Source organism: Hippea alviniae EP5-r (assembly GCF_000420385.1).
In the GTDB taxonomy this organism is placed as follows: domain Bacteria; phylum Campylobacterota_A; class Desulfurellia; order Desulfurellales; family Hippeaceae; genus Hippea; species Hippea alviniae.
In genome coordinates this window covers 131,878-151,810 of sequence record NZ_ATUV01000002.1, presented here as the reverse complement: position 1 = coordinate 151,810, position 19,933 = coordinate 131,878, and the positions used below count along the sequence as shown (strand labels likewise).

Sequence of the window (19,933 nt, the reverse complement as noted above, 5' to 3'; positions counted from 1 at the left end):
GGGGGAAGTATGGATAAGATGGCTTTGTTTTTTGATGTCAAAGAGAATGTCGAAGCTTATAGGGATTTTTTAGAAAGGCATAATGCTTTGGATGTAAATAGATGGGAAGATATACCAATAATGAATAAAGAGAATTATCTGCTTTATTATCCAATGGAAAAAACAGTAAGAAAGGGTGATTTCGACAACTGCTTTCTCATAGGTGCATCAAGTGGTTTTTCAAAGACAGGCACAATCTATTGGCCAAAAAGGGCAGAAGACGAAAAGGGTTATATAAAGGCGAGCGAAGAAGCCCTAAAGGAGCTTTACGGGATTCACAAAAAAAGAACGCTTATCATTGTCGCTTTGGCTTTCGGGATGTGGATAGGCGGAATGCAGCTTGCTTGTATGGTAAGAAGATTGGCTGCAGAATCGGATTATCCCTTAACATGTGCTTTGGTTGGTTTTGATATAGAAGAAGCCGCAAATATAGCAAAAAGGTTTGAGAAGGATTTTGAGCAGATACTCTTCATAACAAACCCGTCAAATGTGAGCGTAATTTATAGCCTTGTGAAGGATAACAAAAACCTGTTAAATGGAAGAGTCTATTTTGCTGTTGTTGGAGAGTATTTCAGCGAGTTTTATAGAAGAGAGATGACTCTAAAGTTTGGTCATACTGAAGATGCAAAAACTGTTCTTTGGACAGGTTATGGAAGTGCAGATACTGGTGCTTTGGCTGTTGAGACCGTATCAACTATATCTTTAAGAAGGTATTTGACCTTTGACAACCAGAGCCTAAAACAGGAGTTGTTTGGCGATGGTGATACGCCAATGATAATGGAGCCTTCGAAAAACGCATTTGTTGAGATTGTAGATGGCAATATAGTTGCAACCTTAGACCAGCTTACACCACTTATAAGATACAACACAAAGGATAAAGGAAAATTGCTTTATAAAGAAGAGCTTAAAGGTAAAATTGACGACAAACTGTTTGAGAGTTTACCAGATGTAATGCTGTGCATATTCGGAAGGGCAAGCAACAGTATAGTTTTTTATGGCACGAATCTTACGATACCCAAGATTGATGCGATTCTTTACTCTATAGAAGACAAGATACATTACTCTGGCTTGTTTGAAGTCGAAAAGATTAAAAAAGGTGAAATAGATGTATTTAGGTTTACTGTTTATTCATTTGAAGACAAGAAGGATAAAGAAGAGTTTGTAAAGAATACATTAATAGAAAACTTCAAAAAGCTATCACGAGAGTTTGCTGCAAAATACGATAATCTATCTAAAGCGGCGGGTTTTGACTTAATTGAAGTTGAAATAAAAAGGATAAGCAAGAATCAAGCATCAAAAAAACATAGACATATAAAGTCATAAAGGAGACAAAGATGGATATGGAGTTTAAATATGTGCCTTTTGATAAAGGTTTAGAACTTGCGAAGGAGATATTTAACTTTGCTAAAAGGCACTCTGCATTCTATTCTAAAAAATTTGAAGATATAGGAGAGATAAAGACTTACAAGGATTGGCTGAATATACCGTTTCTTACAAGAGATGAGCTTTACAACAACGCTTTTCCTTACTCTTTGGATATGATAACACGAGAAATCAAAAACATGATAGTAATCTCAACGGGCGGGACAAGTGGCGTTGCAAGGTATATAACGCTCACCCATGACGAGTGGGATAAATTTTGTGAGATTCAGGCAAAGGCTTTGCATCTGTTGGGTATAAGGGAGAACGATATAGTTGCAAATCTCTTTGTTAGCGGAAATCTTTGGCCGTCTTTTTTGGGAGCTCACGAGATTTTAAAGATGCTTGGCGCTGTCCATCTGCCGATAGAAGCTCGAACGGAAGGCGATAAGATGATGGAGTTTCTGTTTACCTTTAAACCCACTGTAATTTTAAGTGTGCCGAGCCTTCTTGTGTCTTTAAGCGACATGGCATTGTCGATGGGCAAGGTTTTTGAATCTGTTAGGCTTATTATGTTTGCCGGTGAGCATCTAAGTAAATCTGCGTCTTCCCACATAAAGAAGGCTTTTCCAAACACCGAAATAAAAGCTGCAGCATACAGCAGTTCAGACTGCGGTATTATGGGTTATCAGTGTGAGTATTGCGAAGCAGGAGAATACCACATACCTACGGAGTTTCAGTTTATTGAAATCTTCGATTTTGAAAAAAATAGAGTGGCAGAGCCTGAAGAAGAAGGTGAAATAATCATAACAAACTTACACAGGACAGCCATGCCACTTATACGATACAGGATTGGAGACATTGGGTATATAAAGAAAGAGTCCTGCAAGTGTGGTGATAAGAATCCGATACTTGTTTTAAAGGGCAGAGCAGGAGAAGACTTCAAGATAGCAAGTGCTTATGTTTCTATGGGTGAGATTGAAAGAGCCATAAGCAGTTTTGTGTCAAAGGATGGGATAAGCCCGAATTATCAGGTTGAGATAACAGAAGACGAAAAGGGATTTGTTGGCTTTATTCTAAGGATTGAGTCGTCAGATATCCAAAAAAGCAACAGACACAGAGAAGGTATCATAAAAAGCTTGGTTGACAACATTCAGATTTTGAAAATGGGTTTTGATGCTAACTATTTTAGCGTATTTGATGTTAAATTTGTTCCTGTTGGGAGCCTTCCAAGAAGCCCTATTACGGGCAAGATAAAAAGGCTTATTGACAGAAGGGTTAACTAAGGAGGAAAAGATGGAGTATCTTGATAAGTTGTTTGAGATAAAAGACCCGTATTGTGTTAGCAGGGAGTGTAGGGAGATATTCTTTCAAGCGATGAGAGAAGCCTTTGAGTTTCACTATGAAAACAATGAGATTTACAGAAAGATTTGCGAGTTCGAAGGCATAAGTCCATCACTTTTAAAAAAAGAAGAAGATTTAAAGCTCATTCCACATATAATGGTTAATGTCCTTAAATGGTACACGCTAAAAAGCTTGCCGAGTGAGAAGATAGCCTACGAGTTTACATCAAGTGGCACAAGTGGCCAAAAAAGCCACATACTTTGGGATGAAGGTTCTAAGATTAGGCAGAGCACGATGAGAGAAAGACTCGTTGAAAGGGTTGGTATAAAAAGCGATACAGTTTCTAATTATATTGTCTTTAGCTATTCTCCCGATACAAAGGGCAATAAGGGTGCAGCAAACACTCACATCACTTATGCCAGCTTTACACCTGCAAAGAACAAGTTTTTTGCCATCCACAAAGGTAAGGATGGTGCTGCATTCTTTGATATGGAAGGCGTTATAGAAAAGCTAAAGGAGTATGCAGAAGATAAGAATACGCCTTTGAGAATTGTTGGTTTTCCCGCATTTATTCATGAGACAATTTTAGAGCTCAAAAAGAGAAACCTCTATTTCAATTTTAATCACAAAGAAAGCATGGTTATAACGGGTGGCGGATGGAAAGATAAACAAGAAAAAAGCATACCGTTTGATAGGTTTAAAGATGAAGTATCAGAAGTTTTGGGTATTCCAAAAGATGGTTTTAGAGACATTTACGGCTTTGTTGAACATGGTGTCCCGTATATAACCTGTCCTAAAGGGCATTTTCATGTGCCTGTCTATGCTAAAATTTTTGTAAGAAAGCCAGGCACACTTGAATTTTTGGGATATAACCAGAAAGGGCTTTTGCAGTTTTTATCGCCTTACAATCTTGCCCAACCGACAATATCCGTTCTTTCAACCGATTATGGTATGCTGAAAGATGATTGCGATTGCGGAATAGAGACGCCTTACATAGAGCTTTTGGGAAGGGCTGGCAAAAAGAAACATAAAGGTTGCGCTATAACGGCAGCCGAATTACTCCAATCATAGGGGAGGCAAACAATGGAGATATATGTTTTTGGAAAGATAAAGGAGCTGAGCTCTTATCTTGAGCCTAAGGAAATTTATGGGATTCTCGATGAAGCAGAAAAATTGAAAAAAGAGATAGAGAAAATCCCAATGAAAGATATTATGACTGTTTTGGATAAGCTCTCTGAGTTATGGCTTGATGATGAGTATCCCTATAGAAAAGAAGCACTAAAGAGATTGCCATCTCTTGTTGGTTTTTCAGAGCCGATGGTTGCAGAAGGCATAAAAACTATGTGCTCAATGATGAAGAAGGAGAATTTAAAAACCAGACTGGTATGTGATTTGGGTGATGATAAGTATCTTGACGATTGGGTATATCATCCGGTTTTTAAAGGCTATATTATGGCAAAACCGAAAGGGATAGTTGTTCATGTCTCAGCAGGTAATGTATTTGTTGGTGGTGTCGATAGCCTAATTCAGGGTATAATGACGAAGAATGTCAATATAATGAAGATGTCAACAGTTGACCCTGTATTTCCCGTTCTATTTGCCAAAAGCTTCAAAGAAAACGACCATACGGGCATTTTACATAAGGCTATGGCTTTGATTCATTGGAAGGGTGGAGATGAGCGCTTGGAGAAACCTCTAAAGCAGCTTGCAGACTTCATCGTTGTCTATGGTGGTAGAGAGACGGTTGAAAGCTATAGAAAGGATTTAGGGCTTCATACAAAACTCGTTGAATATGGGCCAAAATACAGCTTTGTCGTTGTTGAAGATAGAAGACTCAAAAGGGAAGGGATAGATAAAATAGCCAAACTTATAGCCAAAGATGCTCTGATGTGGGAGCAGTCTGCATGCTCTTCTCCGCATGTTGTTTATGTTGAAAAAGAAGAAAATGCCAAAGCCCTATTTGAGAAGATAGCAGAATACTTCGACTATTGGGCTGATATCCTGCCACAGGGTGAAGTCTATGATGATGAAGCGGTGGAGATAAATAAGGTTAGAGAGCTTGCGAAGGTTGAAAAGGCTATGGGCAAATCAGATCTTAGAGTTGGAAGCAAAGGCCTTTCTACAGTTGTTTATCAGAACAGTAAGGAGTTTCAAATATCGTGTCAGAATAGGACACTGTTTGTAAAAGCAGTGGATAACATATTCGATGTTGTTGAAATAGTAAAACCGATGGGTGAATACCTGCAGTCTGTGGCCGTTGTTGCAGAAGATGATACAGCCAAAAGGCTGGCAAATGAGCTTGGAAGTGTTGGTGCTGATAGGTTTACAGAAGCCGGCAGAATGTCTGCAAGAAAACATGGCACTCCACACGACGGAACAAAAGGATTATCTGAGCTTGTTAAGTGGATATCGCTTGCAAGGAATGATGTTGAGTCTGAGTGGGATATTGTTGTTCCTAACCATAAATACGACCCAGAAAGCGACTATTTTGACTTTTTAGACCAAGAAGAAAGAGACAAACTAACACTTGAAAGGCTAAAGAAAATAGTGAAATATGCAAAAGAGCATTCTCCTTTGTTTGCAGAAAGATACAAAGATATAGATGAGATTAACAGTTTTGACGATTTTAGAAAATTGCCGCTTCTTACGGGAAGTGATTACAAAAAGTATCTGCCACCTGCTGGAGACGGTCTTTTGACGGATAATCATGCTTCGGGTTATGTGTTCTCAAGCGGTGGAACGACGGGAACTCCAAAGGTTGTATATAGGACATTTCAAGAGCAGTGGTTTAATGCTCTAAAGTTGGGAAAGGGCCTGAGATTGTCTATATTTGATGAGAATGACGTAGTTGCTAATCTTCTATTTGCGGGAAACATGTGGGCATCGTTTGTTTCTTACAACATGGCACTTGAAGTAGTTGGATGCCGAATTTTGCCTATGGGCGGAAACTTTGATGTAAAGGACATAGTAAATACGCTGATTCTATTTAAAGCTAACGGTTTTATCACGATTCCTTCCCTTGCAATATCCATAGCCGAGTATGTTGATAAGAACGGTGTCAATTTGACAATTGATAAAGTTGTAACGGGTGGTGAGCATCTGTTCTCTGAAGCAAGAGAGTATATAAGAGATGTCTTGAAAGTTAAGAAATTTGCCTCAACTGGTTATACAACAAACGATACTGGTGCTATAGGCTATCAGTGCGAACATCAGAGCGGCGGACTGCATCATGTTCACGAAGATTTGCACTATGTTGAGATTTTAAATGAGAACAATGAGCCGTGCAAACCAGGTGAAATAGGCAGGATAGTTGTAACAAACTTACACAGAAAGCTTATGCCAACGATAAGGTATGAAGTTGGAGATTTGGGAAGATGGGTTGAAAGAGAATGCGCTTGCGGCAGAAAGACTAAAGTATTTGAACTTTTAGGCAGAAGTGATGATGTCCTGATAATAGGCGGTGGAAATATACATCCAGAAGTTATCTCAAAATCTATATCTCAAGTTGAAGGATTGAGTAAACACTTCCAAATAATTGCAGAAGTTGAAAACAGAAAAGATACACTCAAGGTTATTGTTGAAACTGTTGACGAAAAACCTTATGATAAAAAAAGGGAAGAAATGTTAAGAAAAATAATATATGAAAATTCAAAGGAGTTAAGGATACTTCACAATAAAGGCTTTATAAACGATGTGGTGGTTAAAATTGTTCCACCCAATTCTATAGAGCGCAATCCAAGAACAGGCAAGATTAGGTTAATAGTTGACAAAAGAAAGGTATAAAGGTATAGCCAAAAAAGGAGCAACCCATGAAAACCCGTATCTTCAGAAACAAAAAACTCATAGACAGAGATAAAGAGATAAACTTCTTCCTTGATTGGTTCAATCAATTACCAGAGTTAATACTTTGGGTTTATGGCCCAAAATCTTCAGGCAAAACAACACTCATTGAGTATGTTGTTGAAAAAGAGTTATTTGAAGATTTTGAGAACTTAAAACCCAAAGGTAATTGGTGGGTGAAGTATATAAACTTAAGAAGATATCTAATAAGCAATTACTCAAGTTTTATAGAAGCAATACTAACACCAGAGAAAGATGACAAAGGCAAGAAAGAAGAGAAACTCTCAGCAAGCTTCAATATTGGAGTATTCAACATAAAAGCAGAACTGCTAAATGAAGTAAAAAACAAAGAGAAAGACTTATTCAAAGTTCTAATGGAAGAGATACAAAACAGAACAAAGAAAAACAGACAACCTATAATCATCATAGACGAAATCCAAACACTTGAAGATATATACATAAATGGAGATAGAGAACTACTCAAAGAGTTCCTAAACTTCTGTGTCTCTTTAACAAAAGAGACACATCTGTCTCATGTTGTTATCCTAAGCTCAAACACTGTGTTTATAGATAGGATTTATAATGATGCAAAATTGAAGAAGACAAGTAAATTCTTCAAGGTTGACCATCTTGATAAGAGTATAGTTGTAGAGTGGTTGAGTTCTGAAGGATACACAGAAGAAGAGATAAATCTCATCTATGACTATCTTGGTGGTTGTATTCCTGATATACAAAGAATGATGTTTGAGAAGAAAGAGTTTAAGACATTGAAAGAGTATTTAGAGCATAGGGCGTTTTTGGCTTATACTGAGATGGTTGACTTCTTAGCAAGAGAAAATAGTCAAGAAGAAGAGAAGATATTTAGAGAAGTTGCAAAGATAATAATTAAAGATGGCAAGTTTATTTTAAAAGATAACTCTCCAAACAAACATGAGCTTATCAAAGTTATCTCCAAATGGGCAGAAAAAGAGATTCTCTTCTTTGACCCACTTACATTAGAAGTTAAAGGAAATAGCAGGATTTATGAGAAAGGTATGGAGAGGTTGTCATACAGGAATTGATTTTGCTATTAGTTGAGCGTTATGTTTAGGCTAAATCTTGGTAAAAAAAAGACACTTCTGCTGTTTATACGCCCTTCCTTTGATACTGTTGAGTATGCTATTGCGGTTGGCAGTGATTTGGTGAAAAGTAGTAGCTGCACATTCGAAGAGCTAAAACAGATTGCAAAAGATGAGAAGATTAAGTATGCCCGTATCTCATTTTTAACAGAGCTTAGCTATTTTGATAAGACAACCGTAAGGGTAAAATCAAAAAAGTTTATAAATTTAGCAGTTAGAAAGTATATAAACGACCAGGCTATATTTGTTGATTCGTTTGTTTTTAAATCCAAGATATTAAAATCCGCAGAGCAGCATCTTGTAGGTGTTTGTGCTATTCCTGAAGATGACTTGAAGTTTATAGATAAGCTGAAAGAGACTTTTATTGTTGAGTATCTTTTGCCTGTGGAAGTTGCTCTGTTTAATCTTGCAAAAAGGTTAAATGAAAAGGTGAAGAGCGTTGTATGGGTAAAAGATGATTTTCAGATAAATTTGACGATAGATGATAATTTTATAGTGAACAAGAGTATAAGTTCCTATGTATCAGAAGAGATTGAGCCATATGCAGAAGATGAGATTCTGTTTAATCAGAAAAATCACCCTTTGGCTCATCTTGAAGGATTGCTTTATCCTGATAAAGAGTGTGATTTTTTGCCGGCTGATTATGTGGGCAGTGTTATCTCTTATGAGTTGGCAAGACTCTCGCTTGGTTTTTCTGTTATCATTTTTGTTATACTTTCTACACTTTCGTATGTGGATTATACTAAATACTCAAAGCTTCTTGCAGAATTTAAAAGGAAAAGTGATTTGCTTAACTCAAAGATAGCATACATAAACACACATATGCCGTCTCAGGATGAAATTGAAGCTTTAAATAAAATATACCAGTTTGTAAACGAAGAAGAAAATGAGCTTGATTTAGGCGGTTTTTTGAGCTGGATAACCAGGATTGTGCCTTCAAATAGCGTTATAGTTATGCTTGATATAAAAAGAAGTGGGCTAAACAATCAAGGAGACACAGAAGAGAGCCCTTCTTTCAATCCCGAATCGGAATCTCAACAGCCTGCATATCAGCAGAATCTCTCGGGTTTTACTGTTAGGTTGAAACTGAAGATAAAGGGCAGTTATGTTGAAGCCAAGTCTTCAGCTAAGGAGTTTGTGAAAAGCTTATCAGAGAAGGTTAAACCGAAGGATAGCAGGTTTGAATACGACAAGAGCAACAGTGGCGCAACTCTTTATACTCAATTTGAGATAAAAGGGAGAGTTAAATGGCAAAGCCTATAGGCCAACTTCTCAAAGAGTATGGAATAGTAACCGAAGAGCATATACAGTATGCAATATCTGTTCAGAAGGCTTTAAAGAAGAGATTGGGTGATGTTCTGCTTACTTTGGGTTTTGTTACGGATTATGAAGTAGCTCAGGTTTTAGCAAAACAGTCGGGTTTTGAGTTTATCGACCTAAAAACATTAAATCCAACACTCGATGCACTTAAGTTGATTCCAAAGAGCTTCTCTATCCAGAACAACATTTTGCCCATAGAGATAGACGAAAATAGGCTCATTGTTGCAATACCAGACCCTTACGATGAGAGATTAAAGGCGACTATAAAAAGGTTTTTTCGTGGAGAGATAGTTTTTAAGGTTGCACCTGCTTCTGAGCTTGCAAAAAAGGTTGAGCGTTTCTATTATTTAGCTGAAAATCCTATCGATGAGACTATAAAAGAGAATGTAGAGCAGCTTCTTAAAGGTAATGAGATATCCGTTGAGAATTTAGCCAATCTTTTAATAGAAGATGCAATAGACAAGGGTGCAAGTGATATGCATATAAACCCGCTAAAGGAAGTTACTCTTGTATCGTATCGTATAGACGGTGTTTTGCATCTGTTTCATAGCTTGCCAGCGTCTGTCCATTCCAGAATTATCTCAACGATTAAGGTAAGAAGCGGAATGGATATAGCAACAACAAATATTCCGCAAGATGGAGCTATGGACTATGAGTTTCTGCATGAGAAGTTTAATTTTAGAGTATCAACTGTCCCTTCCATTCATGGCGAGAATCTGGTTATAAGGATACTTGGTGGAGCATCAAGACTTATAACGCTTAATCAGATAGGTTTTTCGGATAAACAGCTTGAAATTGTCCAAAAGGCTATAAATGCACCGTTTGGTATTATCTTAGCCACAGGACCGACAGGTGCAGGTAAAACAACAACGCTTTACTCTCTACTTAGACATATAAACACAATGGAACGCAATGTGTTAACAATAGAAGACCCGGTTGAGCTTAGAGTTCCGCTTGTTCATCAGGTAAATGTTAATCCAAAGGCTAATCTTACCTTTGCTTCTGCTATTCGCTCATTCTTAAGACAAGACCCGGATGTCATACTGGTTGGTGAGATAAGGGATGAAGAGACAGCAACACTTGCAATCAGAGCTGCATTGACGGGACATCTGGTTCTTTCAACACTTCACACAAATGATGCTATAGGTGCTATATCAAGACTGAAGGACTTGGGTATAGGAAATTTTCTTCTATCTTCGTCTCTTACCGCTGTTATAGCTCAAAGACTTGTTAGAAAGCTTTGTCCTTTCTGTAAACAGAAGGTGAAGTTGAGTGATGAAGACAAGAAGTATTTGGGTATCGATATAGATGAAGCCTATCAGCATATGGGTTGTGAGCATTGTAAATTTACAGGGTATGTTGGCAGGATAGCAGCAGGCGAAGTGATGCTTGTTGATAAGAAGATTCAGGAGATGATAGTTGATGGTTCGTCTATTGCGGCTATAAAGTCCTATCTTTCCGAAAAGGGTATGATAACAATGAGAGAGTCTGCCGTTGGGTTTGTTAAAGAAGGCATAACGGATATAGCAGAAGTAAAAAGGGTATTCGGCGTTTAGGTATGGCTCTATTCATATACTCTTTCATAACCAAAGAAGGAGAAATCCGTAAGGAGTCTGACGAGTTTGAGTCTATAGAAGCGTTGTATGAACATATAGATACAATAGGTGGAACATTATATAAGGTTTTTGAAGTCCCGTCAGTTCTTGAAAGTATTTATAAATCGATAGTAATAGGTAAGCCAAAGCTTAAAGATATATCCGAGTTTATAAGGGGGGTATCCGTATATTTGGAAAGCGGAGTATCAATTCAATATGCCCTTAAGGATTTAGGCGAAGGTGCTACAAATAAGGCTATAAAATATGCAGCATTTAAAATGCTTAAGATGCTTGACGAAGGCTACAGTCTTTCAAGTGCAATGGAAGAGATAGGCTTTTTTCCTAAGATTGTCATATCTATGGCAAAAATAGGCGAAGCATCAGGAGAGTTAGACAGAACTCTAAAAGATGCGGCAGATTATCTTGACAGAGTAATAGAGATAAGGTCTGCAACCAAAAGGGCGCTTATCTATCCAACATTTAGCCTTCTCTCTATCATAGGAGCATTTATTTTTTGGATAGCCTATGTATTACCAAAACTTGTTGGGCTTTTTACATCCGAAGGCATGAAGTTACCGTTGGCTACCCGTATGCTTATCTGGATAAGCAACTTCTTTGAAGCTTACTGGTTTGTGTTTGTTGTGGTTATTTTAGCTGTCATTTTTACATTTCCGTTTCTGCTTAAGATTAAGAAATTTAGATATTGGGTTCATTATACACTTTGGAGAATGCCCATTGTTGGTATGATAATCAGATACTCCCAGATGGCGTTTTATTTTCAATACCTTGCTTTGCTCTCTGCTGCTGGTGTTACGATTACTGAGTCTCTTGAGACGATGGAATCCGCAATAACAAACGACTATTTTCTAAAGTCTGTCGGCAAACTGTCCGATAAATTAAGAGAAGGAGAGAAGTTGTCCGAATCTATGAAGGGTTTAAATGTGTTTGAAAAGATTGCAATAAGAATGATGATGGTTGGTGAAGAGACAGGGAATATGGATGAGCAGCTCGACAGGTTGTCAAGGATGTATTACGATAAGGTTCAGGCGATGGTTGAAGTTATAGGTAAACTGCTTGAGCCTATTGTTTTAGGATTTTTGGGTCTTATGTTTATCTTTTTCATCCTTGCGCTCATTAGTCCAATCTATAACATGCTTGGTAATATGACGAAGTAATTGTGGTATTGACAAATGGTAAAATTTAACTTAAAATTTTGTTAACTAAGAATTAGGAGGTGTTAAGATGTTACCCAAGACGAAGGGTAAGGAAGGTTTTACACTGGTTGAGTTGGCTATTGTTTTAGTAATTATCGGTTTACTGTTGGGAGCTATTTTGAAGGGTCAGGAGATGATTAAGAATGCCAAAATGAAAAGGATAAAGAGTGATATAGACGGCATAGTTGCGGCGACTTACTCGTATCAGGATAGGTATAATTATTTGCCAGGGGATGATCCTAATGATAGAAGTGCGCGTCCACCAGCAGGATTGAATGCTACAGGATGTACAGGTGGTAACGGAGATGGCCATATATATGTAGTTGCTGGTTATGATGAGAGGATTTGTTTCTGGCAAGAGTTAGCAGGTGCTGGGTTTATATCGGGTGACCCAACAAATCATACAAATCCGCAAAAGATTAGTCCTTATGGTACACCCTATAATGTAAATTATAATAAGACACTAGGGAAAAATTACATATATGTCAATTTGCCTAATGAAGTTATAAAATATCTCGATGAAAAGTACGATGATGGCGTATATAATACAGGTGATATACGCTCTAATCATAAATATACTTACACTGGAATGGCAACAATGTATTGGTATGCATTTTAATGAAATAGATGAAGTATGAACGACTCTCTCTCCTTTTTCGGCTTTTCTGATGAGCCGTTTAAGTTGACGCCTGATGCTGATTATTTCTATCCATCCAGTTCACACGAGGAAGCCTTAGGGCTTCTCTCTTTTTTTCTGAAAGATGGTGATGGCTTTGCTGTCCTAATAGGCTCACCTGGAACGGGAAAGACGACGCTTATAAGAAGATTGCTCAAATCCATGCCGAATAACTATACCTTTGCTTTTATCGTTACTCCAATGCTCTCTCCTGCTCAGCTTTTAAAGGCTATTTTGGAAGATATTGGATTGAAAGCAGCCGATGAATTTACCGAAAATATTAATATGCTTCAAGATTATCTGTTGAATCTTGCGAAGGAGAAGAAAAAGCTGCTTTTAATTATAGACGAAGCTCAGAGCTTGCCACTTGAGTCACTCGAGCAGATTAGACTGCTCTCAAATATAGAGACAAACGACTTTAAACCTTTACAGATTCTGCTTTCAGGTCAACCAGAACTTGAGAAGATAATAAAAAATAAGCTTAGTCAGCTCAATCAGAGAATTACAATACGCTGCTATCTTAAGCCTTTAAGCAAGGAAGAGACAGAAGAGTATATTCAATATAGGTTTGCAAAGGCTGGTGGTTCTATACCGTTGGACAAAAAGGCAAAAACTCTTGTTTTTAAGATAAGCAAAGGCATTCCGAGATTGATTAATAGTATCATGAAAAGAGCCCTTCTAATGGCTTATGCAGAGAACAGAAAGAGTATAACAAAAAAAGATGTTGTAAGTGCAGCAGAGTCTCTTGAGCTATTCTCTTCGAAAAGAGAGATGTTTTATATACTTGCGGGCATATTTTTTGCTATAGTTTTAATAGCTTTTGTCCTTTTCTATTTCTGGAGGGGCTAATGAGAAAAAAGTCTGCTTTTACGCTGATAGAGATGGCGATAGTATTGGTTATACTCGGTTTGATAATAGGTATTGGTATCCCTATGTTTAAAATGTTAATGCAGCAGAATAGACTTACTAAAAACAGAAATGCAGTTGAAAGAGCAAAATCAAGCATTTTAGGTTATGTAATGACTCATTACTGTATCCCAAGACCAGTATGGAAAAGTGTAGCGGGAAAAAATAGAAGGGCTTTACCTGATGGTTTTGGTATAAAAGATGCTCAAGGATTTGATTTAATTTACGATGTAGATAATAGTTTGAACAAGATAGAGTGTAATTATGGTAGTTTTGGAAGTAAGACCACATTTTGCGATACGATAAACAATTTATCCACTCAGCATAGGCTTTATATACAGAGTGGTTCGCCTTATGCGTTTATAGTTGTCAGTGCAAGTTTGAATTATAGGTTTGATAGACAAAATGATATTGCATCAACTTTGGGTAATAATAGAAGAAGAACTTACGAAGATCCTTCGCATGCCTATTCAGAAAATCAGGATGATGTTGTTGATGGATACAGCATTGATGAGTTTGTAAATCTTGTGAAAAACAAGCTTGGGATGTGTAATAGTAGCTCTTCTGGTGGTTCATCTTCTGGCGGTGCTTCTGCTAAGTCCAAATTGCTTACAATTGCATCCCAGATAGCCGATAAGTTTTCAAGTTATAAAAAAGCACCGACGAAGCAAGAGCTTGAGAGTCAGATTGATTTACCTGCAGGTGCAAAGTATAAGGTGTCTAAAAATGGAAAAAAATCGATTATAACTTATGATGGTGAGAAAGCAACTTTTATTTGGGGCAATAATGGATTAAAAAGGGTTATTGTAAGATGAGAAGACAAATGATTATTCATCTTCTTGTTGCTTCTTTTCTTATATTTGCTTCAGTTTTTATGAAGGTTTATCTATCAAAAAGCACAGACGAACTCTCCAACGCTTTAAGTATGGTTGAAAATAGACTTCATCAGATAAAAAACGAAGAGAAAAAGATTGATGATTTTGTGATTTATAAAAAAAGAGTGGGAGATGTAAGAAAGGCTATAAGAGTTGAACCTGTTGAGTTTGATGCTCACTTCTCTTCTGATGAGATTAAAAACAAAATAGATGAGATTGTAAACTCAACCTATCTTGAGAAGGGTTTTTTCTTTCTTGATAGTTTCAGGATTGCAGAGTCTAATAATGACGAAGAAGAAAACTCTCGTGGAGAGTTAAAACTCTCTTTAAAGGGTAAAAAGGTTTTGGTGTTTGGTTTTGAGCAATGAGACATTTTGCTGTTTTTGTTGTTTTACCTGTAGCTCTTTTTGTTGGCATATTTTTGGCAGATAATTTTTTGCCTGTATATTATGTTTCTGATATTCCAAACCTGAACATACCTGATGTTAATGGTTTTAAAAAGGTTAACTTCTCAAAGTGTTCTATTAATAGGTTTGCCTTTTTTAAAAGGGAGATAATTCCGAGTTTTGCTCAAGCCCAAACATTAAAGGTGGATTTGGAGTCGATATTTATCTCGCAAAATGTTAAATACTGTTATATAAATGGAAAGCTTTTCAAGGAAGGTGAGAGTGGAGCAGGTTTTAGGGTTTTGAAGATAAATAAAGATAGTGTTTTGTTAAAGACAAAGAATGGAAATATAAGGGTGAGTCTAAATGTTGAAGCTACGCAGAAAAATTAATGCTATACTTATTCTATTGCTTATAGTTGTTATCTCTAACTGTTCAACTGTTGGTAATAATAAGAGCGTTGAACTTCCAAAAAATCAATATTTCAAACCACTAAATGAGAAAAAAGAGCAGAAAAAAATTGACTTAAGCAGATTTTTAAAACCCGTAAAGAAGAAGATAAGCATACTTGACCTTGCCAAGGTTAGTATATTTTCTAAATCTATATCGTATAAGGATGCTATTATTCAAATACTCAAGCCTTACAATCTCAATGTGGCGTTTGATAGTGCTTTGAGTGGATATGTAAGCGACCCAAATATAAGCATATCGTTAAACAATGTGAGCTTAAGAAAAGCTTTAAATACTATAACAGGAATTGTTGGTGTAAACTGGGAGAAGAGAGGTAATGTAATCTGGATAACGCCGTTTGTTAATAAAGTATTTGATTTGGGTTTTCTTGGAATTGTTAGGAGTTCTCAGACTGTGCTTGGTGGTGATGTTTTGGGCGGTTCTTCAAACTCTGATAACAATGTTACTACGCCCTTAAAGGGAAGTTTTACTCTTACTTCTTCATCTGCTAAGGGAAGCACTGATATTTATAAAGTGCTGGAAGATAATATCAAAAAGATGCTCTCAAAACAGGGAACATTTAGTTTAGATAAAGCGAGCGGCATCTTATTTGTTCGGGATGATGCTTCTCACATGAAGATGATAACCGACTATATAGATGCAGTGAGAAAGGCGTATTCAAAGCAAGTTATGATAGAGGCCAAAATAATAGAGATAAACTTGAAAAAGCAATGGCAATTGGGCATAAACTGGGATTTTTTGGCTCACTCTTCTAAACTAAATCAAACTGTTAATATAACCCAAGAGACAATAGATTTTGGAACGGGACATCCTGCTATGACGATAAACATATCGAGAATCTTCCACCCAGGAAGTTACGATGTAACATTTGATAGTGTTATTCAGGCTTTGAGCCAGTTTGGAGCACTAAAGCTGATAAGTGAACCACATATTAGAGTGATGAATGGACAGCCCGCCCTTCTTTCTGTTGGAAGGTCAATTAGCTTTATAAAGGATATAGAAGTGACGACAGAGAGTACACAGGGTGGAACTATAACAACTCCAACAGTTGATATATCGAGTGTATTTGATGGCATAATGTTTGGTATAACACCTTATATAAGAGATGATGGTAGGGTGCTTCTAAGGATTGTGCCTATAAAGAGTAATCTCGTTGCTTTGCAGGAAAAGGAAATATCCGGCAATACATACACTTTGCCTATTATGGATATAAGAGAAGCAAGCAGTGTTGTTTCAGTTAAAAATGGAGATATAATAGCAGTAGGTGGTTTAATAAGTAAAACGAGTCAAAGACAGGATAGTGGTGTGCCTATTCTTTCGGATTTACCTGTTGTTGGCAGTCTGTTTAAACAAAGACAGGATTTAACTGATAATATTGAGCTTATAATTTTGTTAAAACCTATCATTATCCAATGAGTAAACTTTACGATGCTATAAAGAAACTCGAAAATAAAAAAAATCAACCAGAAACAAAAGATAACCCTTTTGTCAAACCAAGAAAAGAGAACAATACTAAAAGGTTGGTAGTTCTCGGTTTGGTAAGTTTTTTTCTTTTATTTGTTGGCTTTTTTGCTGTTGATAAGTTTACAACACATAACGTAAAAAAAACCAAGAAAGTGAAGTCTGTTGTTGTAAAAGATACAGCTAATGCCAGAAGTATTGATAACGATACAAAGCAGGCGTTGAAAAATAAATCTGTTGTTGAAGTTAAGGTTAATAAGATAGTAAAAATCCAAGCTAAACCAAAGATAGAAAGGCAAGAAATCAAAAAACCAAAAACGGTTGAAAAGAGTGTATATGTTGCCTATAAGGAAGAGAAACCTAAGACTTCAAAAAATAAAGAGCCATCTGTTTCTGTTGCTAATCTCATTGAAGTAGCTGAAAATGGTAATGATACGGAGTCTATATCGGCATATAAAAAGCTTATAAAGATATTCCCTGAAAATCTGGATTTATACAACAATCTTGCCGTGAGATATATGAATCTTGGAAAATACGATGAAGCGATTAAAATCTTGAAGAAGGCTCTCAGTATAGGTGATTCTGTTGATGTTAAGTTAAATTATACGCTTGCCCTTGTTAAGGTAGGAAGGTTGAAAGAAGCCAGAGAAGTGATTAGGACAATAGATGTTAAAGAAGTTAAAGATAAAGAGCTCTATTATGCTTTGATTTCTGTTCTCTTTTCTCGCCCTTGACAATCAAAATATAGGGATTATTTATTATAGCGAACCTTATATAGGCGCTTTTCCTATTACTTGCTATTACCGTCTTTTATTATTTTGTTTTTTAAAATTTTCAAAGGAGGTGCAGCTATGGGAAGGATTAAAGTCGGTATAGTGGGTGTAGGAAACTGCGCATCTGCATTAATCCAGGGTATTCACTATTATAAGGATAAAGACCCAAGCGAAGTTATAGGTCTAATGCATTACGATTTGGGTGGGTATAAGCCTTCCGACATTGATATTGTATGTGCTTTTGATATTGATAAAAGAAAAGTTGGTAAGGATGTTGCAGATGCTATATTTGAGAAGCCTAACTGCACAACAGTATTTTGCAAAGATATACCAAAAACAGGCACAATAGTAAAAATGGGACGGGTGCTTGACGGTGTTTCTGAGCACATGAAAAATTACGATGAAGACCATACTTTCGTTGTTGCAAATGAACCAGAAGCAACAAAGGAAGAGATAGTAAATCACCTTAAAGAGACTGGTTGTGAGATTTTGATTAACTATCTGCCTGTGGGTTCAGAGAAAGCCACACAATTCTATGCGGAGTGTGCTTTGGAAGCAGGTGTTGCATTTTTCAATGCAATTCCAGTATTTATAGCATCCAATGAGTTGTGGGCAAAGAGATTTGAGAAAGCGGGTATCCCAATAATAGGAGATGATATAAAGTCTCAGGTTGGAGCAACCATAACGCATAGAGTTTTGGTTGATTTGTTTAGAAGAAGGGGCGTTAAATTAGACAGAACATATCAGCTCAATACCGGTGGTAATACAGACTTCTTGAACATGCTCAACAGGTCAAGACTCGCATCCAAGAAGATTTCAAAAACAGAAGCTGTTCAGGCCGTTGCAGCAGAGAGACTTGACGATGAGAACATCCATGTTGGCCCAAGTGATTATGTGCCATGGCAGAAGGATAACAAGATTTGCTTCATAAGGATGGAAGGCAGGCTGTTTGGCGATGTGCCAATGAATTTAGAGTTGAGATTGTCAGTTGAAGACTCTCCAAACTCTGCAGGCGTCGTAATAGATGGTATAAGATGCTTAAAGCTTGCATTGGATAGAAATATAGGCGGTGTGTTAGAAGCTCCAAGCGCTTACTTCTGCAAACATCCACTTAAGCAGTTTAACGACGATGAAGCTTATCAGTTAGTTGAAGAGTTTATCAAAGGCAACATAGGAGCGAAAATCCATGAAGTGTCTGATTATAGCAGCAGGAAAGGGAAGCAGGCTTCAGCATAAAGGTTCACCTAAGCCTTTGGTTAAACTGCTGGGTTTAAGTTTGATAGAAAGGGTCATCCACTCCTGCAGACAAGCGGGGGTGGATGACTTTTTTGTTGTTGTAGGTAATCAGGCTGATAAACTTGTGCCTTTTCTTAAAAAACTATCTGAGAAACTCAATGTTCCTATAACGCCAATTTACAACGATAAGTGGGATAAATATGAAAATGGTTATTCTGTTTTTGTTGCAAAGGATTACATAAACGAGCCGTTTCTTTTATCAATGAGTGATCATATTGTAGAAGCAGATATAGTAAAAAGGCTCATTAATTGCGCAAAGAAGTATGAAGACGCTGTTTTGAGTTTGGCTGTTGATACAAGATTGGATAATCCTTATATAGACTTTGACGATGTTACAAAGGTTAAGCTGAATGGCGAGTCTATAACTGACATAGGCAAAAAATTAAGCCAGTTTGATGGATACGATACAGGCCTTTTTTATCTAAAACCAGATGTTTTTGACGCCTTGAAAGAAGCAATAGATAGTGGTGATTCGTCTCTTTCTGCTGCTGTTAAGCTGCTTGGCAAACAGAAAAAAGCAAAGGCTTGTCTGATTGAAGACGGTTTTTGGATAGATGTTGATACAGAAGAAGCTTATAAAAAGTGCGAAAGTTATCTGCTTAAGAGCTTAAAAAAAAAGACTGATGGGCCAATCTCTTATTATCTTAATCGGCCTATTTCAACCTTCATAACCCGTCTGCTTGTCAATACAAACATAACTCCAAATCAGATAACTATTTTTTCGTTTTTACTTTCAATTTTTGGAAGTTATCTTATTAGCATAGGTTCTTATCTTTGGCTTGTTATTGGTGGGTTTGTAGTGCAGCTTTCTTCTATTATAGATGGCTGTGATGGTGAGATAGCAAGACTTAAATTTTTATCAAGCGATTATGGTGCTTGGCTCGATAGAAGCTTGGATAGATATTCCGATGGCTTTTTGATAATGGGTTTGACACTCTATCTTTTTAAAAATGACCATTCCATTTTGAATATTATTGTAGGCTTTTTGGCTTTGATTGGTTCTTTTATGGTGTCTTATACGGCGATTAAGTATGATGAAATGCTAAAAAAAAGAGAGAAACGGACATTTCGCATAGGTAGAGACTTAAGAATTTTTATAATTTTTTTAGGTTCTCTTCTAAATCAACTGTTTTTAACCTTGACTTTAATAGCAGTTATTATGAATTTAGAGTCAGTTAGAAGAATAGTTATTAAATATTGACACCCTTGCGGTTTTGAGTATAAAATGAACACGCAAGAAAAAAGGAAGGAAAATAATTA

General features: G+C 36.8%; 17 protein-coding genes. All 17 read left to right on the top strand.

Going from position 1 to position 19,933, the window contains the following annotated elements; translation table 11 throughout:
• Nucleotides 1-9: 9 nt before the first annotated feature.
• The 17 genes from G415_RS0107465 (at nucleotide 10) to G415_RS0107385 (ending at nucleotide 19,874) form a co-directional block, all read left to right on the top strand.
• A complete protein-coding gene (locus G415_RS0107465) occupies nucleotides 10-1,362 on the top strand; it encodes a phenylacetate--CoA ligase family protein (RefSeq protein WP_022671053.1) in 1,353 nt (450 codons plus the stop codon).
• An 11-nt stretch (nucleotides 1,363-1,373) separates the two neighbouring features.
• Nucleotides 1,374-2,684, top strand: a complete 1,311-nt coding sequence (locus G415_RS0107460) for a phenylacetate--CoA ligase family protein (protein ID WP_022671052.1) — start codon at nucleotides 1,374-1,376, stop codon at nucleotides 2,682-2,684.
• A 10-nt stretch (nucleotides 2,685-2,694) separates the two neighbouring features.
• Entirely contained in the window at nucleotides 2,695-3,813 is a 1,119-nt protein-coding gene (locus G415_RS0107455) for a LuxE/PaaK family acyltransferase (protein WP_022671051.1), read from the top strand.
• Nucleotides 3,814-3,825: 12 nt separating this feature from the next.
• Nucleotides 3,826-6,525: an acyl-CoA reductase gene (locus G415_RS0107450; RefSeq protein ID WP_022671050.1), complete on the top strand. Its 2,700-nt coding sequence runs from the start codon at nucleotides 3,826-3,828 to the stop codon at nucleotides 6,523-6,525.
• A 26-nt stretch (nucleotides 6,526-6,551) separates the two neighbouring features.
• Nucleotides 6,552-7,643 carry an ATP-binding protein gene (locus G415_RS0107445; protein WP_022671049.1) on the top strand — a complete coding sequence of 364 codons (1,092 nt, stop codon included), beginning with the start codon at nucleotides 6,552-6,554 and terminating at the stop codon, nucleotides 7,641-7,643.
• Between the two features lie 21 nt (nucleotides 7,644-7,664).
• Nucleotides 7,665-8,963 (top strand): hypothetical protein, encoded by a 1,299-nt coding sequence (locus G415_RS0107440; protein WP_022671048.1) that lies wholly within the window; start codon nucleotides 7,665-7,667, stop codon nucleotides 8,961-8,963.
• Nucleotides 8,948-10,576, top strand: coding sequence for a GspE/PulE family protein (locus tag G415_RS0107435; protein ID WP_022671047.1), 1,629 nt, complete (start codon nucleotides 8,948-8,950; stop codon nucleotides 10,574-10,576). The genes G415_RS0107440 and G415_RS0107435 overlap by 16 nt, the downstream gene beginning before the upstream one ends.
• Before the next feature lie 2 nt (nucleotides 10,577-10,578).
• On the top strand, nucleotides 10,579-11,790 hold the full coding sequence (locus G415_RS0107430) for a type II secretion system F family protein (protein WP_022671046.1): 1,212 nt from the start codon (nucleotides 10,579-10,581) through the stop codon (nucleotides 11,788-11,790).
• Nucleotides 11,791-11,857: 67 nt separating this feature from the next.
• Entirely contained in the window at nucleotides 11,858-12,448 is a 591-nt protein-coding gene (locus G415_RS0107425; RefSeq protein ID WP_022671045.1) for a type II secretion system protein, read from the top strand.
• Nucleotides 12,449-12,463: 15 nt separating this feature from the next.
• Nucleotides 12,464-13,354, top strand: a complete 891-nt coding sequence (locus tag G415_RS0107420) for an ExeA family protein (RefSeq protein ID WP_022671044.1) — start codon at nucleotides 12,464-12,466, stop codon at nucleotides 13,352-13,354.
• Complete coding sequence (locus G415_RS0107415) at nucleotides 13,354-14,226, top strand: prepilin-type N-terminal cleavage/methylation domain-containing protein (RefSeq protein WP_022671043.1); 873 nt, start codon at nucleotides 13,354-13,356, stop codon at nucleotides 14,224-14,226. Before G415_RS0107420 ends, G415_RS0107415 begins: the two co-directional genes overlap by 1 nt.
• Nucleotides 14,223-14,654: a hypothetical protein gene (locus G415_RS0107410; RefSeq protein ID WP_026939657.1), complete on the top strand. Its 432-nt coding sequence runs from the start codon at nucleotides 14,223-14,225 to the stop codon at nucleotides 14,652-14,654. The genes G415_RS0107415 and G415_RS0107410 overlap by 4 nt, the downstream gene beginning before the upstream one ends.
• Nucleotides 14,651-15,064, top strand: coding sequence for a hypothetical protein (locus tag G415_RS0107405; protein WP_022671041.1), 414 nt, complete (start codon nucleotides 14,651-14,653; stop codon nucleotides 15,062-15,064). The genes G415_RS0107410 and G415_RS0107405 overlap by 4 nt, the downstream gene beginning before the upstream one ends.
• Nucleotides 15,039-16,559: a type II secretion system protein GspD gene (locus tag G415_RS0107400; protein WP_022671040.1), complete on the top strand. Its 1,521-nt coding sequence runs from the start codon at nucleotides 15,039-15,041 to the stop codon at nucleotides 16,557-16,559. Before G415_RS0107405 ends, G415_RS0107400 begins: the two co-directional genes overlap by 26 nt.
• Nucleotides 16,556-17,338 carry a tetratricopeptide repeat protein gene (locus tag G415_RS0107395; RefSeq protein WP_022671039.1) on the top strand — a complete coding sequence of 261 codons (783 nt, stop codon included), beginning with the start codon at nucleotides 16,556-16,558 and terminating at the stop codon, nucleotides 17,336-17,338. The genes G415_RS0107400 and G415_RS0107395 overlap by 4 nt, the downstream gene beginning before the upstream one ends.
• Before the next feature lie 117 nt (nucleotides 17,339-17,455).
• Complete coding sequence (locus G415_RS10185) at nucleotides 17,456-18,613, top strand: inositol-3-phosphate synthase (RefSeq protein ID WP_022671038.1); 1,158 nt, start codon at nucleotides 17,456-17,458, stop codon at nucleotides 18,611-18,613.
• Nucleotides 18,564-19,874 carry a sugar phosphate nucleotidyltransferase gene (locus tag G415_RS0107385; protein WP_022671037.1) on the top strand — a complete coding sequence of 437 codons (1,311 nt, stop codon included), beginning with the start codon at nucleotides 18,564-18,566 and terminating at the stop codon, nucleotides 19,872-19,874. The genes G415_RS10185 and G415_RS0107385 overlap by 50 nt, the downstream gene beginning before the upstream one ends.
• Nucleotides 19,875-19,933: the final 59 nt, after the last annotated feature.

Bases quoted from the DNA above. Each gene is read 5' to 3' on its own strand.
- G415_RS0107420 (WP_022671044.1), top strand. From the start codon at position 12,464: ATGAACGACTCTCTCTCCTTTTTCGGCTTTTCTGATGAGCCGTTTAAG.
- G415_RS0107415 (WP_022671043.1), top strand. From the start codon at position 13,354: ATGAGAAAAAAGTCTGCTTTTACGCTGATAGAGATGGCGATAGTATTG.
- G415_RS0107405 (WP_022671041.1), top strand. From the start codon at position 14,651: ATGAGACATTTTGCTGTTTTTGTTGTTTTACCTGTAGCTCTTTTTGTT.
- G415_RS0107435 (WP_022671047.1), top strand. From the start codon at position 8,948: ATGGCAAAGCCTATAGGCCAACTTCTCAAAGAGTATGGAATAGTAACC.
- G415_RS0107460 (WP_022671052.1), top strand. From the start codon at position 1,374: ATGGATATGGAGTTTAAATATGTGCCTTTTGATAAAGGTTTAGAACTT.
- G415_RS0107450 (WP_022671050.1), top strand. From the start codon at position 3,826: ATGGAGATATATGTTTTTGGAAAGATAAAGGAGCTGAGCTCTTATCTT.
- G415_RS0107440 (WP_022671048.1), top strand. From the start codon at position 7,665: ATGTTTAGGCTAAATCTTGGTAAAAAAAAGACACTTCTGCTGTTTATA.
- G415_RS0107465 (WP_022671053.1), top strand. From the start codon at position 10: ATGGATAAGATGGCTTTGTTTTTTGATGTCAAAGAGAATGTCGAAGCT.
- G415_RS10185 (WP_022671038.1), top strand. From the start codon at position 17,456: ATGGGAAGGATTAAAGTCGGTATAGTGGGTGTAGGAAACTGCGCATCT.
- G415_RS0107385 (WP_022671037.1), top strand. From the start codon at position 18,564: ATGAAGTGTCTGATTATAGCAGCAGGAAAGGGAAGCAGGCTTCAGCAT.
- G415_RS0107410 (WP_026939657.1), top strand. From the start codon at position 14,223: ATGAGAAGACAAATGATTATTCATCTTCTTGTTGCTTCTTTTCTTATA.
- G415_RS0107430 (WP_022671046.1), top strand. From the start codon at position 10,579: ATGGCTCTATTCATATACTCTTTCATAACCAAAGAAGGAGAAATCCGT.
- G415_RS0107455 (WP_022671051.1), top strand. From the start codon at position 2,695: ATGGAGTATCTTGATAAGTTGTTTGAGATAAAAGACCCGTATTGTGTT.
- G415_RS0107425 (WP_022671045.1), top strand. From the start codon at position 11,858: ATGTTACCCAAGACGAAGGGTAAGGAAGGTTTTACACTGGTTGAGTTG.
- G415_RS0107445 (WP_022671049.1), top strand. From the start codon at position 6,552: ATGAAAACCCGTATCTTCAGAAACAAAAAACTCATAGACAGAGATAAA.
- G415_RS0107395 (WP_022671039.1), top strand. From the start codon at position 16,556: ATGAGTAAACTTTACGATGCTATAAAGAAACTCGAAAATAAAAAAAAT.
- G415_RS0107400 (WP_022671040.1), top strand. From the start codon at position 15,039: ATGTTGAAGCTACGCAGAAAAATTAATGCTATACTTATTCTATTGCTT.